Genomic DNA, 15,578 nt, shown 5'->3' with positions numbered 1-15,578 from the left:
GTCGGCCCGTCCCGCGGGAGGCAGGGGCATCCCTCCTACGCCCCGCCCCTGCCTCCCCCGAGACGGGACACGCGTCCCTCCGTCGCCAAAACCCGCTCCTGCGTACCGACCCCCACGGGCTGCGTCAGCCGCCTCGGCCGCGGCCCCTGGAGGAGGTAGGTCAGCCCGAAGCCCACGCTGACGACGGCCGCGCCGCCCACCGCGTCCAGCACCCAGTGGTTGCCGGTCGCCACGATCGCGGAGACCGTGAACAGCGGGTGCAGCAGGCCGAGCGCCTTCATCCACCACTTGGGGGCCAGGACCGCGATGACGACTCCGCACCACAGCGACCAGCCGAAGTGCAGTGAGGGCATCGCCGCGTACTGGTTGGTCAGCGCGGTCAGCGTGCCGTAGTCCGGCTTGGAGAAGTCCTGCACGCCGTGCACGGTGTCGATCATGCCGAGGCCCGGCATCAGGCGCGGCGGGGCGAGCGGGAAGAGCCAGAAGCCGACGAGCGCGATCAGGGTGGCGAAGCCGAGCGCCGAGCGCGCCCAGCGGTAGTCGCCGGGGCGGCGGACGTAGAGCACGCCGAGGACGGTGAGCGGGACGACGAAGTGGAACGACTCGTAGTAGAAGGCGAAGAAGTCCCGCAGCCACCCGACCTTGAACACGGCGTGGTTGACCCAGTGCTCGATGTCGATGTGCAGGAACCGCTCGATGGAGAGGACCTGGTCGCCGTGGTGTTCGGCGGTGCTCCGGCCGCCCGTGTTGGTGCCGCCCGTCGCGGCGAGCCTGACCTGCTGGTAGGCGGAGTAGCCGACGCGGATCAGGAGCAGTTCGAGCAGCAGGTTCGGGCGGGTGACGACGCGGCCGAGGAAGGGGAGCAGCGGCACCCGCTTCCAGGCGGTCGGCACCGGTGCCGCGTAGTCGGTGGGGATCGGCGCCCGGTAGTACTCCGAGGTGCGGGACACGAACGGCACCACGACGGCGGCGGCGAGCGCGGCGAGCAGCACCACGTTGTCCCGCAGCGGGTAGAGCGTCGCCATGTTCGGCAGCATCATCTTCGCGGGCAGCGTCATGACGAGGATGACGGCGACGGGCCACATATAGCGGTCCGAGGTCTTCTTGCCGACCTTGCCGACCAGTGCGAGCAGCACCCACAGCAGCTGGTGCTGCCAGGCGGTGGGCGAGACGGCGACGGCGACGCAGCCGGTGACCGCGACGGCCAGCAGGAGCTGCCCGTCCCGTGCGTAGCGGATGGCGCGGCGCAGGCCCTGGGCCCCGACCGCGGCGCCGAGCAGCAGGAACAGGGTGATCTCCAGCGGGCCGTCGAGGCCGAAGCGCAGCAGCGCGCCGTGCAGCGACTGGTTGGAGAGGTCGTCGGCCTCCCCGCCGAGGCCGACGCCCGCCAGGTGGTGCACCCAGTAGGTGGTGGAGTCGTGCGGCATCACGACCCAGGCGAGGGCGGTGAGGCCGGCGAAGGTGATCCCGGTGGACTGGACGGCGCGGCGGCGCCCGGTGAACCAGAGAAGCGGCGCGAAGAGCAGCATGGTGGGCTGCAGGGCGGCGGCGAGGCCGATCAGAACGCCGCTGGCGCGCTCACCCCGGACGGCGAAGCAGCCCAGCAGGACGAGCAGCACCGGGAGGATGCTGGTCTGGCCGAGGTAGAGGGCGTTGCGTACCGGCAGCGACAGCATCAGCAGGCTGATCGCGACGGGCGCGGCGAACAGGGCGGTGCGCCGGGTCACCGGCTGCGGCAGGGCGCGCGCGACGACCAGGCCGAGCACGACGACCAGCGAGAGGCTGCCGAACGTCCAGCCCCAGCCGATCGCCTGTTCGGCGGCGCGGGTGAGTGGTTTGAGGACGAATCCTCCGAAGGGCGTGCCGGTGAACTCCGTCGAGTCGTACAGCGATCCCTTCACATGCAGGACGCCGTCGGGTCCGATCCAGGTCTCGAGGTCCGTCAGCCGGTCCCCTTGGGGGGTGCTCAGCACGGCGGCGATCTGCCGTACCGCGAGCACCGCGACGATCAGCCACAGCCCGATCCGGATCGTGCGCAGTCTCGCTCGCGCGGATTCCGCCGCCTCCGCCCCGAAGGCACCACCTGCTCGTCCGCCGCGCTCACCGTTCACCACGCCCCGCCGACCTTCCCGCCCCGTTCACCCTTTTCATCCCGTACAGCCGTGCTTCGTCCGGCCTCTAAGAGGCTCGCATGCCCAGATTGAGAGACGCGGGCAACCCCCCCTTCACCTGACGGCCTCCCGCCTTTTGCCCGCACGACGGTGGTGCGCGCGCACTTCCGGTTCCCCGCTTCGTTGGCGACTTACCTCACAGCGGAGCCTCGGAAAAGCGACGCGCGACCCAGCCGTCACCCCTGCGTACGACGCATTTGCATGCACTATGCATCGAGACACCTACGGTACGTAATGCGGGCGAGTGCCCCTATGGTCACTTTTCGGCCCGCCTCCGGGCGAGCCGCGTCCCCGTCCCCTACGAAGGGCATGCCCTTGCCGTCCGCCACAGCAGTCGCCCCCGCCGTACCCCGACCCCGAACCCCCGCGCCGCCCGAGGCGACGGTCACCGATCCGGCCCTGGTCAAGCGCGCCGTCAAGGCGGCAGCCCTCGGCAACGCGATGGAGTGGTTCGACTTCGGCGTCTACAGCTACATCGCGGTGACGCTGGGCAAGGTCTTCTTCCCCTCCGGCAACCCCACCGCGCAGTTGCTGTCCACCTTCGGCGCCTTCGCCGCGGCCTTCCTCGTCCGCCCGCTCGGCGGCATGGTCTTCGGCCCGCTCGGCGACCGCGTCGGCCGCCAGAAGGTCCTCGCCCTCACCATGATCATGATGGCGGCCGGCACCTTCGCGATCGGCTTGATCCCGTCGTACGCGACGATCGGCGTCGGCGCTCCCCTGCTGCTGCTCGCGGCCCGGCTCGTCCAGGGCTTCTCCACCGGCGGCGAGTACGCGGGCGCCTCCACCTTCATCGCCGAGTACGCACCCGACAAGAAGCGTGGCTTCTTCGGAAGCTGGCTGGAGTTCGGCACGCTCGCCGGATACATCGGCGGCGCCGGTCTGGTCACCCTCATGACCGCCTTCCTGTCCACCGAGGACCTGCTGTCCTGGGGCTGGCGCGTGCCGTTCCTGATCGCGGGCCCCATGGGCATCATCGGCCTGTATCTGCGGATGCGCCTGGAGGAGACCCCGGCGTTCGCGGCGGAGCTGGCGAAGGCCTCCAAGAAGGAGGCGGACCGCCCCAAGGTGCGGCTGCGCGAGATGGTCGCGGGCCAGTGGCGCGCGCTGCTGCTCTGCGTCGGCCTCGTGCTGGTCTTCAACGTCACCGACTACATGCTGCTGTCGTACATGCCGAGCTATCTGACGAGCGAGCTGAAGTACGACGAGACGCACGGCCTGCTGGTCGTCCTCGGCGTGATGGCGCTGATGATGATCGTCCAGCCCTTCGCGGGCGCGCTGACCGACCGGATCGGCCGCCGTCCGATGATCGCCGCGGGCTGTGTCGGCTTCCTCGCCCTGTCCGTCCCGGCGCTGCTGCTGATCCGCGAGGGCAGTCTGCTCGCGGTCGCGCTCGGCATGGGCGCGCTGGGCCTGCTGCTGGTCTGCTTCACCTCCGCGATGCCCGCCGCGCTCCCGGCGCTCTTCCCGACGAAGGTCCGCTACGGCTCGCTGTCCATCGGCTTCAACGTCTCCGTCTCACTGTTCGGCGGTACGACACCGCTGGTGACCACGGCACTCATCGGGGCGACCGGGAACATGATGATGCCCGCCTACTACATGATGGGCGCGGCCGTGATCGGTGGCGTCGCGGTGTGGTTCATGACCGAGTCGGCGGGGCAACCGCTGCCGGGCTCCGCGCCCGCCGTGTAACTTTGCCCGTGGGACTAGTTAGGGCATCTAACTAGGTATACGAAAGGCATGGTTCATGAGCGAGTCGCAGCTCTGGAACGAAGTCGACGACTACTTCGCCACCCTCCTCTCCCCCGCCGACGAGACCCTGACGGCGGCCCTGCGCGACAGCGACGCCGCGGGGCTGCCGCCGATCGCGGTCGCGCCGAACCAGGGCAAGCTGCTCCAGTTGCTCGCCCAGATCCAGGGCGCCCGCCGCATCCTGGAGTTCGGCACCCTCGGCGGCTACAGCACCATCTGGCTGGGCCGCGCCCTCCCGGCCGACGGCAGGCTGATCACCTTCGAGTACGACGCCACGCACGCCGAGGTCGCCCGCCGCAACCTCGCCCGTGCGGGCCTCGACAAGATCGCCGAGGTACGGGTGGGCCCCGCCCTGGAGTCGCTGCCGAAACTGGCCGAGGAGAACCCGGAGCCGTTCGACTTCGTGTTCATCGACGCCGACAAGGTGAACAACCCGCACTACATCGAGTGGGCCCTCGAGCTCACCCGCCCCGGCAGCCTGATCGTCGTCGACAACGTCGTGCGCGACGGGCAGGTCACCGACGCGGGCAGCGCCGAACCGAGCGTGCGGGGCACCCGGGCCGCCCTCGAACTGATCGCCGCCCACCCGAAGTTGACCGGTACGGCGATCCAGACGGTGGGCAGCAAGGGGTACGACGGGTTCGCGCTGGCCCGCGTGCTGGCCTGACGCACCTCTCCCCTCCGGGGCGCTCAGGCCTCGTGGTAGAAACCCACGTTCACGCTCTGCGGTCCCGTGCGGTCAAGGATGACGATCTCCCCCGAGCCGCCCGCGGGGAGCTTCACCGTCCCGCCGTACGGGACCGGCTGGGTCGGTGCTCCGGCCAGCGTCAGCCGTACCTCGGCGGAGGGCTCCGGGCGCGACCCGTGCAACCAGGTGACCTGCCACGTGCCGTCCGGGCCGCACAGGAACTCCAGGTGGACCCGGGAGACGAACAGCCAGTCGTCGGGGGTCGCGAGCCGGCACACCGCCCGGTCCCGCCCCACCCGCAGCACGGCTCCCGGGTCGCTCGGCGCGTCGGCCATCAGCATTCCGGCCGTCGCACCCGCGTCCGCCCCGGTGACCGAGGCCATGGTGAGTTCGAGCACGTGCGCTCCTTCGAGTTACAGCGTTCGTCCGGTCGCGGCGCGGTGGTTCAACCGTCCAGGTGACGGATGTGGTTGACGCGCCGCCGCCGCATGATAAATCGCCCCGTCGTCCGACCGGGTGTCCTCCTGCACAATGGACGTATGACCGAACGGAAGCCACCCGGGGTCAGCTTCGAGACCTGGGTCGACCGACAGATCCGTGAGGCGGAGGCCCGCGGCGAGTTCGCGGACCTGCCCGGCGCGGGCAAGCCCATGCCCGCCGTGACCGACACTCCGTACGACGAACTGTGGTGGATCAAGCGGAAGATGGCCCGCGAGGGGCTGTCGGTCCTGCCCCCGACACTGGCCCTGCGCAAGGAGGCCGAGGACGCGCTCGCGGCGGCGTCGGCGGCGCCCTCGGAGCGGGTCGTGCGCCAGATCGTCGAGGACATCAACGTCAAGATCCGCGAGGTCATGTTCAAACCGCCGCCGGGTCCTCCCCTCGGCCTCAAGCCGTACGACGTGGACGAGATCGTCCGGGAGTGGCGCGAGCGCCGGGCCGGATGACCCCGTCGACGGGTGAGGCCGCGCCCCGGAACATGGTCCGGGGCGCGGCCTCATGGTGGTACTCGACGACAGGGCCTACGGCCTCCTACAGGTGCAGGAGCCGCTCCGTGACCTCGCGGTAGTCACGCAGGGCCAGCCGCAGCTTCTCGGTGTCGGCCGTGTCGCCCTCACCGGCCGCCTGCCAGGTCGTCCGCAGCGTGCGGCGACGCCGGGTCATGGCGTCGGTGAACTCGGTGGTCAGCTCCTCCAGGACATGGTCCGCCTCCTCGACGGACGCCCGCGGACCGTCCACGAACCCGCCGACGGCGTGCTGCAACCGCAGCGCGTACTTGTCGCACTCGTCGTGCGACAGCAGCGCCCCGTCGCCGTTGCCCTGCGGCCCGGTGTCACGCTGCCCGGCAGCCGACTCCTGCCGCCCGGCACGGGTACGGTCACCCTGCCCGGCGCGGGTGGACTCCGCCTGCCCGCCACGCAGGGATTCCTCCTGCCCGGCGCGGATGTCCCGGTCGCCGGCGGGCATGGTCGCCGCGCCGCCCGCCGTCGAGCGGGACGGGTTCGCGGTCTCACGGGACCGCATGCCGCCGCGGGCCTCCGCCTCGCCGGGCGCCGCCCTGTCGACGGGACTCCGGGGCGCCTCCCCGGGGTCGTAGGCGGCCGGGTCGGCGGGGGTGCCGGGTCCGGGCGGCTGAGCGACCTGGGCGTCCTGGGCGTGCCGGTGGACGAGGGGGTCGACGTCCCCGCGGCCCGTCATCGCCTCACGACGCGGACTGTTCTCACTACCGTTGTCCGATGTCATCTTCTTCACTTCCTCAACTCCGCTTCGCGTGACGACTGGTCATGGCCCACGGCACATGGGCCCGGTGGGAACGCTCGTCCGGGGCGGAGTCCCCGGCAGGGGCTGTGTCGGCGGTGTCCTGGCGGGCGTCCTGGCGGACCGGGGCCAGCAGCTCCTCGAAGAGGGCGCGGGCCTCCACCACGGACGCGCGGAGCTCCTCCGTACCGCCGTGGGCGTCCGAGACGGGTGCGTACGTGGCCTGGTGCACACGCCGGTAGCCGTGCACATGGTGTCCGTGGTGGACGGAGAGCGCGTCGAGCTGCTCCTCGTAGCGCTCGCCGTCGGGGAAGCCGCGTGCGCCGGCCAGCTCGGCGACCAGCCGGTCCGCCTCGGCCACCGCCTCCTGCGGCGAGTCGACGAAGCGTTCCTGAACGGCCCCCCAGCGGGCGGCGTACTCGTCGCGCGCGGCCGGTTCCAGCGGCCGTTCACGCAGCGCGCCGTGCCGCTTCACCCGCTCGGCGAGGTCGCGCTCGGCGGCCCTGGCGTCGCCGTCGTGCTGGGCGACGGCCCGGTCGTACTCGGGCCCGAAGCGCCGCCGCAGTGTGCGCCCGCCCTGCGGCCTGCGGGCCAGGAGGATCAGCGCGGCCGCGACGACGGCGACCGCCACGATCACGATCAAAGCGATGATGAGGCCTGTGGACATGGGTGCCTTCCGGGGTTCTCGACCCGACGGGCCGGTTCGAGAACCGGGTTGCCCGGAAGCCCGCACTCAAACGAACCCACCACGGTCCCGGACGCCGTCCTCACCCGCGGCCCGCGGAAATCCGCTTGCGGACCGCAGGCCGTACCTCCCGACAATGACCGCCATGACCTGGACCATCGCCCCCGAGCCCTTCGACTCGTCCGTCGCCTCCGCGCTGTGGCGCGCGTACTACACGGAGGTCAGCGACCGCTGGTACCTGCTGCACGAGGGGCACCCGACCGACCCCGAGGAGCTGGAGCGGGAGATCGCGGCGACCGCGGGTGCCGAGTTCCAGGCACCCGGCGGGGTGCTGCTGGTCGCACGGTACGGCGGCGAACCCGGTGGCACGGCCGGGGTGCGGATGCTCGACGCCACGACGGGTGAGCTGAAGCGGGTGTTCGTGCGCGAGCGGCTGCGCGGCAAGGGCGGCGCGGCGCTGCTGCTCGCGGCGGCCGAGGAGGAGGCGCGCGGCCTCGGCGCCGAGCGGCTGATCCTCGACACCCGCGGCGACCTGGTGGAGGCACGATCCCTGTACGCGCGGCACGGCTACGCGGAGACCGAGCCGCACAACGACGACATCTACGCCGACCACTGGTTCACGAAGAAGCTGACGCCCTGAAGGCCGCCGGAGGAGTCACGCCGCTCTCCCGCGCGGATGCGCACGCGGCACCGTCCCGTCGTGCGGCCGCTCGGCGTCGGAGCCGCACAGCTCGCCGTTCAGCTCCTTGACCAGCTTGGTCAGATCGGTCGGCCGGTCCGGTCCCCACCAGTCGCCCAGCAGCTCCGCCAAGGACTCCTCGCGGGCCTTGGCCAGCTTCTCGGCGACCTCGCGGCCTTCGTCCGTGAGGACGAGGTCGAGCCCTCCGCGGGCGGCGAGGCGCCGCTCCTCCAACTGCCGGGCCGCGGCCAGTACGACGGGCAGCGGTACGGTGCTGCGTTCGGCCAGCAGCGCGGGCTCCGCCCAGCCGTACTTCTTGATCCGCAGCAGCAGCCAGCTCGCGGCGGGCAGCAGGTCGCAGCCGGCCCGCGCGGTGATCTTCTCGTAGATCTCCCGCTGCCCCTCCCGGGTGCCCAGCACGGACAGCGCACGGCACACCTCGTCGTGCGACGACCGCTCCACGGGATTGGTGGCGAGCGTCTCGCTGATGTCGGGTGCCGTGACCGAACCCCGCAGCTTGTCCTCGCGCAGGAACCAGGCCAGGACGAAGCCGAGCAGGGCGACCGGGGCGGCGTACAGGAACACGTCGGTGATCGACGAGGCGTACGCGTGCAGGACGGGCTGGCGGAGCGCGGACGGCAGGTCGGCGATGCCCTTCGGGTCGGCCTTGAGACTGTTCGGCGTGATGCCGGCGGGGAGTTGCCGTCCGCTCAGCACGGCCACCAGGTTGTCGCCGAGGCGGCTCGCGAAGACGGTGCCGAAGATGGCCACGCCGAACGAGGCGCCGATGGAGCGGAAGAAGGTGGCGCCGGAGGTGGCGACGCCCAGATCCTCGTACGAGACCGCGTTCTGCACGATCAGGACCAGGACCTGCATGACCAGGCCGAGACCCAGGCCGAAGACGAGGAAGTACACGCTCATCACACCGGTACTGCTGTGCTCGTCGAGCTGGTGGAGCAGCAGCAGACCGAGCGCCGTGACACCGGTGCCCACGATGGGGAAGACCTTCCAGCGGCCGGTACGGCTGACGATCTGCCCGGAGACGGTCGAGGACAGCAGCAGCCCGAACACCATGGGCAGCATGTACACGCCGGACAGGGTGGGGCTCACGCCCCGGACGACCTGGAGGAAGGTCGGCAGATAGGTCATCGCGCCGAACATCGCGAAGCCGACGATGAAGCTGATGACGGCGGAGAGGGAGAAGGTGCGGACGCGGAAGAGCCTGAGGGGCAGGACGGGTTCGGCCGCCCGTTGCTCCACCGCCACGAAGGCCACGGCGAGCAGGACACCGAGCACCGCGAGTCCGATGATCTGCGGCGAGCTCCACGCCCAGGTGGTGCCGCCGAGCGAGGCGACGAGCACGAGACAGGTGGCGACCGCGGCGATGAGGAACGTGCCGAGGTAGTCGATGACGTGCTCGGCGGACTTCTTCGGAGTGCGCAGGACCGTCGCGATCACGACGAGCGCGACCACGCCGACCGGCAGGTTGACGTAGAAGACCCAGCGCCAGCTGAGGTGCTCGGTGAACAGCCCGCCGAGCAGCGGCCCGAGCACACTCGTCGCACCGAAGACAGCCCCGAACAGCCCCTGGTACTTCCCTCGTTCGCGCGGCGAGACGATGTCGCCGACGATCGCCATGGACAGCACGATGAGCCCACCGCCACCGAGGCCCTGAAGGGCCCGGAAGCCGATCAACTCGCCCATGTTCTGCGCCATTCCACACAATGCGGACCCGACGAGGAAGATCACGATCGCGGCCTGGAACAGCTTCTTCCGGCCATACTGGTCGCCGAGTTTGCCCCACAGTGGAGTCGCCGCGGTCGACGCGAGCAGATACGCGGTGACCACCCACGACAGGTGCTCGAGGCCACCCAGGTCGCTGACGATGGTGGGCAGCGCGGTCGACACGATCGTCTGGTCGAGGGCGGCCAGCAGCATGCCGAGCAGCAGCGCGCCGATCGAGACGACGACACCGCCGTGCACCGGCGCCTCCTGGGCGTCGACGGCGGCCGCCGAGCGCCTCCGCACGACCGTCTCGTTCACGCCGTACGGGGGGTCGTGCGGCGGCGTGTCCGAGTCGTGCACATCACCGGGTGTCTCGCCCGTCATGCGGACCTCCCATGAACCCCTGGGGTCTCGTCACCCTCCATGGTGGTCGGTATGGCCGGTTATGGCCTGTTGAAGCTTGTAACAGGTGCGGAAGGAGGGATTCCGGGGGCTCCTGGGAGAAGGTGTGGTGGATGTGGATAATCTCGGGAGTTCCGAGGGGGCGAGTCTCAGGGGGAGGGACCCAACGCGTGACTGAACCGAACGGGCATGTCTGCCCCGAGTGCGCCGCGCCCCGGACGCCGGACGGCACCCCGTCCTGCGCCTGCACCCGGCGCGCGTCCGACGCCCTGCGCGACGCGCGCACGGCGGAGGCGGCAGCGGCGGAGGACTTCGATCCCCTACGGATACGCCCGTACGTGGATCTGGTGGCGAACGAGTCCTCGCCCGCCACCATGCGCCTGCGTACGGTGCCGCCGGAGGCCGCCGCCACCGTACGACTCGCCGCCGTACGGGACGCCGACTCCGGAAACGGGACTCCGTACCCGCCCCCGGAACCACCCCCGTCCCCCCTCACCGAGGAACCGCCCCGCCGGCGGCGGCGTACGGCCCTGCTGGTCGTGACCGGGGCCGCGGTGGCGGTCGTGGCGGCGGCGGGGTTCGCGAGCGGGCTGTTCTCGTACGACACCCCCGCGCGGAACGGGGCGCTGCCGGACGACGTACGGGCGAGCGTGCCGGAGGCGTCATCGACGCCGACCTCGGTGCCGCCGTCCCCCTCGTCACGATCAGACTCGGGGTCGATTCCCGAACCCGGCGCATCCCCCACGGCGACGGCCGCGCCGCCCCCGTCGCCCAGCGAGAGTCCATCACCCTCCACCTCGGCGACCTCGACGCGACCGTCCGACCCCTCCCAGTCACCCACACCCACCACCACACCGACCGTGGCCGCCTCGTTGGCGCCGGACCAGGGCTCCGCGGGCGACGAGCCCGCCCCGACCCTGCGCCGCGGCGACAGAGGCCCCGAAGTCACCGAACTCCAGCTGCGCCTACGCCAGTTGTCCCTCTACACGGGCGACGCCGACGGCAGGTACTCCGGCCGGGTCGAGGACGCGGTACGCCGCTACCAGTGGGCGCGGGGCATCACGGGCGACGAGTCCGGGGTGTACGGGACGGCAACCCGCACGAGCCTGGAGAACGAGACGACGACTCCGTAGGGTTCGGCGGGTTCTGTCGGTGCGGGGGTTCTGTCGGAGCGGGGGGTTCTTCGGCTGCGGGCCGGTGGGGGCCGGTCGCGCAGTTCCCCGCGTCCCTGAAGGGGCGCTGCGCGCATCTTCAGCCCGTCCGGCGTTTGAGGACGAGGCCGTTCAGGCCGATCGGGGGTCTGGGGGCGGAGCCCCCAGGGATGGGACGGGTAGGGGTGGCGGGGGCGAATCTCGCACGCGTCAGCCGAGGTGCAGGCGTATCGTCCCGCCCCCGACAACCTCCACCCGCACCCGCGTCAGATCAGGCACAACGGCATCCGGACGATGAAAGCCGGCCCGGGGCCCCACCCCGACCACCCGCATCCCAGCAGCCCGCCCAGCGGAAATCCCGGCCCCCGAATCCTCGAAGACGACACAGTCCTCAGGCGCCACACCCAACTCGGCGGCGCCCTTCAGAAAACCCTCGGGATCGGGCTTGCTCGCGCCGACGGACTCGGCGGTGATCCGCACATCGGGCAGCCCCAGCCCGGCGGCAGCCATCCGCGCGGTGGACAGCCCCACATCCGCGGAGGTGACAAGGGCATGCGGCACCCCGGCCAGCGAGGCGAGAAACTCCCCGGCACCCGGAATCGCGACGACCCCGTCCATGTCGGCGGTCTCCTCGGCGAGCATGCGCGCGTTGTCGGCGTAGTTCTGCTCCATGGGCCGGTTCGGCAGCAGCACCGCCATCGACGCGTACCCCTGTCGCCCGTGGACGACCTTCATGACCTCGTCCCCGTCGAGCCCGTGCCGCTCCGCCCAGCGGCGCCAGCAGCGCTCGACCACGGCGTCCGAGTTGACGAGGGTGCCGTCCATGTCGAGCAGGAGGGCGCGGGCGGTCAGAACGGTGGTGGCCGTCATCGGCAAGCTCCAGAGCGCGGGGGAAGGGGCCGGGGGCGTCCATTGGATCAGCACCGGGTCCCCCGGGGACAAGGCGGCCCCGCCCGCCGGTCAGGGAGTGCGGACGGGAGCCACTTTGTTTCTCTACGATACAAAATGAGGGAGGCCGGCGCCACCGCTTCCGACCAGGCGGAGCCTCGGACCCTTCGACGACCCGCCGACGAGCGGGGCGCCGGCGGCTCAGGCCGCGACCGCCTCGTACAGACTCCAGGCCCCCAGCGCCAGCATCAGCATGGCCGCGACCTTGGTGATGAGCTCCAGCGGAACCCGCTTCATCAGGGCCTTCCCGCCGACGATGCCGAGTCCGGCCACCGCCCAGAGCGCGAGCACCGCGCCGAGGCCGACCGAGAGCGGGTCGTCGTACCGGGCCGCGAGGTTCGCCGTCATGATCTGCGTGAGGTCACCGAACTCGGCGACCAGGATGAGCATGAAGCCCGCCCCCGAGACCTTCCAGAAGGTCTGGTTCTCGGGCTTGCGGATCTCCTCCTCGTCCTCGCCCTTCTTCAGGAGCAGCACGGCGGCACCGGCGAGGAACAGCACACCCGTGAGCGCGTGCACGATCTGCTGCGGCAGCAGGGTCAGCACACTGCCGGCCGCGACGGCGAGCGCGACATGCACGGCGAAGGCGGCGGCGACGCCCGCGAAGACGTACGAGGCGCGATACCGGGTGCCCAGGACGAGCCCGGCGAGCGCGGTCTTGTCCGGCAGTTCGGCGAGGAAGACGACGCCGAAGACGAGCGCCATCACGGTGATGCTGATCAAAATCCCTCAATCGGTCGGGGCTGCCCCACCGAGAGTGCTGTGACTGCGACGCGACACCTCGGCGCGGCAGCACACGTCGGCGCCCGCACGAGGACATACGCGCGGACAGTGCACTGCTCTGCCGAAGGTCTCGCTGGCCGACCGTGAAGGTCTGCCTCCGGGCGCCGGCTCAGACGAGCTGAGCAGTATGTCGACGGTCCGGCGAAGAGCTACTCCCCTTCTGCACCACTCATCCTACGGGATGCCGAAATGCGCCGGACAGGGCCATAGGTCCCGAGCTCCTCGCACCACACCGGACGATCCCCTCGCACGCCACACGCCGGAGCCCGCCCCCCGATCCACAGAAAACGGTTGCCCCAGACCCCTTGGCATGTCATGCGCACGTCACTAGCTTCTTACCTGCGCCACACCTTCCGGAAATGCGCCACCGCGAGCATGGGCCCGCTCGCCCCAACGTCCCCCCACCTCAAGGGAGTTCGCATGCCAAAGGTCTACGCGCGTCGACGGCTGAGCATACTCGCAGCCTTCACCGGCCTGATAGCCATGGTCGGGATATTCAACGGCCCGACCGCCTCCGCGGCGCTGCCCACCCCGGTCAGCGCCGCCACCGCGCGCACCTACCTCGCCTCGCTCACCGTGGCGACGGAGAACCGCACCGGCTACGACCGTGATCTCTTCCCCACCTGGATCACCATCAGCGGCACCTGCAACACCCGTGAGTACGTCCTCAAGCGCGACGGTTCGAACGTCGTCACCAACTCCGCCTGCACCGCCACCAGCGGCACCTGGTACTCGGTCTACGACGGCGCCACCTGGACCGCCGCCTCCGACCTGGACATCGACCACCTCGTCCCGCTCGCCGAGGCCTGGGACTCCGGCGCCAGCGCCTGGACCACCGCCCAGCGCCAGGCCTTCGCCAACGACGTGACCCGTCCCCAGCTCATCGCCGTCACGGACAACGTGAACCAGCAGAAGAGCGACCAGGACCCGGCCGAGTGGATGCCCCCGCTCAGCTCCTACGCCTGCACCTACGTCCGCGCCTGGGTCCAGGTGAAGTACTACTACAACCTCTCGGTCGACTCGGCGGAGAAGAGCAAGCTCAGCTCGGTCCTCAGCGGCTGCTGATCCCCGTACCGGTCCCCACCCCCCACAGATACCGGCGCAGTTCCCGGAACCTCCCCGCTCGTCTCCGTCGTTCCGTACCGTACGGGGCGACGGAGAGGGGTGATCACCTTGGCGGAGCTGAGCCTGGGACCGCTGCTGAGGTACGTCGACGGCTCGTCCGCGACCTTCTGGGTCGAGGTGAGCCGTCCGTGCACCGCCGAGGTGCGCTGCGCCGACGGTGCCGGCGGCTCGGCCCGCACCTTCCAAGTCGCCGGACACCACTACGCGTTGGTGCCGGTGAGCGGTCTGACCCCGGGCACGGACACCACCTACGAGGTGCTGCTGGACGGCGTCGGCGTCTGGCCGCTGCCCGACTCCCCCTTCCCGCCCTCGCTCGTGCGCACCCCGGGCGAGGAGGACGCCGTCCGGGTCACCTTCGGCTCCTGCCGCTGGGCCGCGCCGCCCGCGGACGAGAAGGACCCGGTCGGGCCCGACGCCCTGGACACGCTGGCGGCCCGCATCGCGACCGAGCCCGAGGGCGAACGGCCGGACGTCCTGGTGCTGTTGGGCGACCAGGTGTACGCCGACGAGACCTCGAAGGCCACCCAGCGCTGGCTCGCCGCCCGCCGCAACCTCGAAGACCCCCCGGGCGACCAGGTCGCGGACTACGAGGAGTACACCCGCCTCTACTACGAATCCTGGCTCGACCCGGAAGTCCGCTGGCTGCTGTCGACCGTGCCCAGCTGCATGATCTTCGACGACCACGACGTCATAGACGACTGGAACACCAGCGCCTCCTGGCTCGCCGACATGCGCGCCACGCTGTGGTGGCGCGAGCGGCTGCTCAGCGGCCTGATGTCGTACTGGGTCCACCAGCACCTCGGCAACCTCTCACCGCGCGAACTCGCCGACGACCCCCTGTACGCCGCCGTCCGCGAGACTCCCGACGGCACCGACGTGCTGCGCGCCTTCGCCGCCCAGTCCGACACCGACCCGGCCTCCGTCCGCTGGAGCTACCGCCGCGACTTCGGCCGCGTACGGCTGCTGATGGTGGACACCCGGGCGGCCCGGGTGCTGGCCGAGAACGAGCGGGCGATGCTCGACCCGGGCGAGGAGCGGTGGCTGCGCGAGCAGGCGCTGGACGCGCCGGACTCCCGCGACCACCTCCTGATCGGCACCTCACTGCCCTGGCTGCTCCCCCACCTCGTGCACGACGCCGAGACATGGGACGCCGCCCTGTGCCGGGGTGAACGGGGCGCGCGCTGGGCCCGGTTCGGGGAGAGGCTGCGCCGCCGGGCCGACCTGGAGCACTGGGCCGCCTTCCCCGCGTCCTTCGCCGCGCTCACGGAGCTGATCGCCGAAGCCGGTTCCGGGCCGGACGCCCCGGCGACGGTGTCGGTGCTGTCCGGAGACGTCCACCACGCCTACATCGCCGAGCCCGAGTGGCCCTCCGACGCCGCCGGCTCCCCGCGCTCCCCCGACGCCCGCGTCCTGCAGCTGACCTGCTCCCCCGTCCACAACTCCATCCCCCTCTCCATACGGCTCGGCTTCCGTTTCGGCTGGAGCGCGGTGGGCCGGACGATCGGGCGCCGGTTCGCCCGGCACGGCAAGTGCGCCGAGCCGCCCGTCAACTGGCGCAAAACGGGCGGCCCTTGGTTCGGCAACCAGCTCATGACTCTCACCTTGAGCGGACGTTCGGCCCGGCTGCGGCTGGAGCAGGCCCGGGTGGACAAGGGCGGGCGCACCGTCCGGCTGCGGACGGTCACGGAGTCCGAGATCGCTCCGTGAACGCCCGCGG

Annotated in this window: 14 protein-coding genes; 7 read left to right on the top strand and 7 right to left on the bottom strand. The window is 71.2% G+C overall.

Annotation, left to right across the window (positions count from 1 at the left end; translation table 11 throughout):
- Window positions 1-35: 35 nt before the first annotated feature.
- The gene (locus OG568_RS34515) at window positions 36-2,114 is read right to left on the bottom strand and encodes a bifunctional glycosyltransferase 87/phosphatase PAP2 family protein (RefSeq protein WP_443077806.1); all 2,079 of its coding nucleotides are present in this window, start codon (window positions 2,112-2,114) and stop codon (window positions 36-38) included.
- 366 nt (window positions 2,115-2,480) lie between these two features.
- Here OG568_RS34515 and proP point away from each other — a divergent pair, with 366 nt between their 5' ends.
- Window positions 2,481-3,860 carry a glycine betaine/L-proline transporter ProP gene (gene proP / locus OG568_RS34510; protein WP_327136915.1) on the top strand — a complete coding sequence of 460 codons (1,380 nt, stop codon included), beginning with the start codon at window positions 2,481-2,483 and terminating at the stop codon, window positions 3,858-3,860.
- 55 nt (window positions 3,861-3,915) lie between these two features.
- Window positions 3,916-4,587, top strand: coding sequence for an O-methyltransferase (locus OG568_RS34505; protein ID WP_329534388.1), 672 nt, complete (start codon window positions 3,916-3,918; stop codon window positions 4,585-4,587).
- 23 nt (window positions 4,588-4,610) lie between these two features.
- On the opposite strand, the gene OG568_RS34500 is transcribed toward OG568_RS34505, so the two are convergent.
- Window positions 4,611-5,006: a hypothetical protein gene (locus OG568_RS34500; RefSeq protein WP_329534387.1), complete on the bottom strand. Its 396-nt coding sequence runs from the start codon at window positions 5,004-5,006 to the stop codon at window positions 4,611-4,613.
- Window positions 5,007-5,147: 141 nt separating this feature from the next.
- Between OG568_RS34500 and OG568_RS34495 the strand changes: the two genes are divergently transcribed.
- Entirely contained in the window at window positions 5,148-5,552 is a 405-nt protein-coding gene (locus tag OG568_RS34495) for a J-domain-containing protein (protein WP_329534386.1), read from the top strand.
- 85 nt (window positions 5,553-5,637) lie between these two features.
- Here the strand turns inward: OG568_RS34495 and OG568_RS34490 are convergent, their stop codons facing one another.
- Entirely contained in the window at window positions 5,638-6,348 is a 711-nt protein-coding gene (locus tag OG568_RS34490) for a hypothetical protein (RefSeq protein ID WP_329534385.1), read from the bottom strand.
- Between the two features lie 13 nt (window positions 6,349-6,361).
- Entirely contained in the window at window positions 6,362-7,030 is a 669-nt protein-coding gene (locus OG568_RS34485) for a hypothetical protein (protein ID WP_329534384.1), read from the bottom strand.
- A 154-nt stretch (window positions 7,031-7,184) separates the two neighbouring features.
- On the opposite strand from OG568_RS34485, the gene OG568_RS34480 reads away from it, so the two are divergent.
- On the top strand, window positions 7,185-7,688 hold the full coding sequence (locus tag OG568_RS34480) for a GNAT family N-acetyltransferase (RefSeq protein WP_329534383.1): 504 nt from the start codon (window positions 7,185-7,187) through the stop codon (window positions 7,686-7,688).
- 15 nt (window positions 7,689-7,703) lie between these two features.
- On the opposite strand, the gene OG568_RS34475 is transcribed toward OG568_RS34480, so the two are convergent.
- Window positions 7,704-9,665: a DHA2 family efflux MFS transporter permease subunit gene (locus OG568_RS34475; RefSeq protein WP_443077903.1), complete on the bottom strand. Its 1,962-nt coding sequence runs from the start codon at window positions 9,663-9,665 to the stop codon at window positions 7,704-7,706.
- Window positions 9,666-10,024: 359 nt separating this feature from the next.
- On the opposite strand from OG568_RS34475, the gene OG568_RS34470 reads away from it, so the two are divergent.
- Entirely contained in the window at window positions 10,025-10,987 is a 963-nt protein-coding gene (locus OG568_RS34470) for a peptidoglycan-binding domain-containing protein (RefSeq protein WP_329534381.1), read from the top strand.
- A gap of 228 nt (window positions 10,988-11,215) precedes the next feature.
- On the opposite strand, the gene OG568_RS34465 is transcribed toward OG568_RS34470, so the two are convergent.
- On the bottom strand, window positions 11,216-11,875 hold the full coding sequence (locus OG568_RS34465) for an HAD family hydrolase (protein ID WP_266414276.1): 660 nt from the start codon (window positions 11,873-11,875) through the stop codon (window positions 11,216-11,218).
- Between the two features lie 219 nt (window positions 11,876-12,094).
- A complete protein-coding gene (locus tag OG568_RS34460) occupies window positions 12,095-12,676 on the bottom strand; it encodes a TMEM165/GDT1 family protein (RefSeq protein ID WP_266414274.1) in 582 nt (193 codons plus the stop codon).
- 480 nt (window positions 12,677-13,156) lie between these two features.
- Between OG568_RS34460 and OG568_RS34455 the strand changes: the two genes are divergently transcribed.
- Both OG568_RS34455 and OG568_RS34450 read left to right on the top strand, forming a co-directional pair.
- Window positions 13,157-13,801: an HNH endonuclease family protein gene (locus OG568_RS34455; RefSeq protein WP_266414272.1), complete on the top strand. Its 645-nt coding sequence runs from the start codon at window positions 13,157-13,159 to the stop codon at window positions 13,799-13,801.
- Window positions 13,802-13,909: 108 nt separating this feature from the next.
- Window positions 13,910-15,568, top strand: a complete 1,659-nt coding sequence (locus OG568_RS34450) for an alkaline phosphatase D family protein (RefSeq protein WP_329534380.1) — start codon at window positions 13,910-13,912, stop codon at window positions 15,566-15,568.
- Window positions 15,569-15,578 lie beyond the last annotated feature (10 nt).

Source organism: Streptomyces sp. NBC_01450 (assembly GCF_036227505.1).
In the GTDB taxonomy this organism is placed as follows: Bacteria; Actinomycetota; Actinomycetes; order Streptomycetales; family Streptomycetaceae; genus Streptomyces.
The sequence above is the reverse complement of the archived record's forward strand: the minus strand, read 5'-3'. Positions and strand labels throughout refer to the sequence as shown.

Excerpts from the sequence above, each read along its gene's own strand:
- OG568_RS34455 (WP_266414272.1), top strand. The coding sequence starts at position 13,157 with ATGCCAAAGGTCTACGCGCGTCGACGGCTGAGCATACTCGCAGCCTTC.
- OG568_RS34480 (WP_329534383.1), top strand. The coding sequence starts at position 7,185 with ATGACCGCCATGACCTGGACCATCGCCCCCGAGCCCTTCGACTCGTCC.
- proP (WP_327136915.1), top strand. The coding sequence starts at position 2,481 with ATGCCCTTGCCGTCCGCCACAGCAGTCGCCCCCGCCGTACCCCGACCC.
- OG568_RS34485 (WP_329534384.1), bottom strand. The coding sequence starts at position 7,030 with ATGTCCACAGGCCTCATCATCGCTTTGATCGTGATCGTGGCGGTCGCC.
- OG568_RS34495 (WP_329534386.1), top strand. The coding sequence starts at position 5,148 with ATGACCGAACGGAAGCCACCCGGGGTCAGCTTCGAGACCTGGGTCGAC.
- OG568_RS34505 (WP_329534388.1), top strand. The coding sequence starts at position 3,916 with ATGAGCGAGTCGCAGCTCTGGAACGAAGTCGACGACTACTTCGCCACC.
- OG568_RS34465 (WP_266414276.1), bottom strand. The coding sequence starts at position 11,875 with ATGACGGCCACCACCGTTCTGACCGCCCGCGCCCTCCTGCTCGACATG.
- OG568_RS34490 (WP_329534385.1), bottom strand. The coding sequence starts at position 6,348 with ATGACATCGGACAACGGTAGTGAGAACAGTCCGCGTCGTGAGGCGATG.
- OG568_RS34475 (WP_443077903.1), bottom strand. The coding sequence starts at position 9,665 with ATGCTGCTGGCCGCCCTCGACCAGACGATCGTGTCGACCGCGCTGCCC.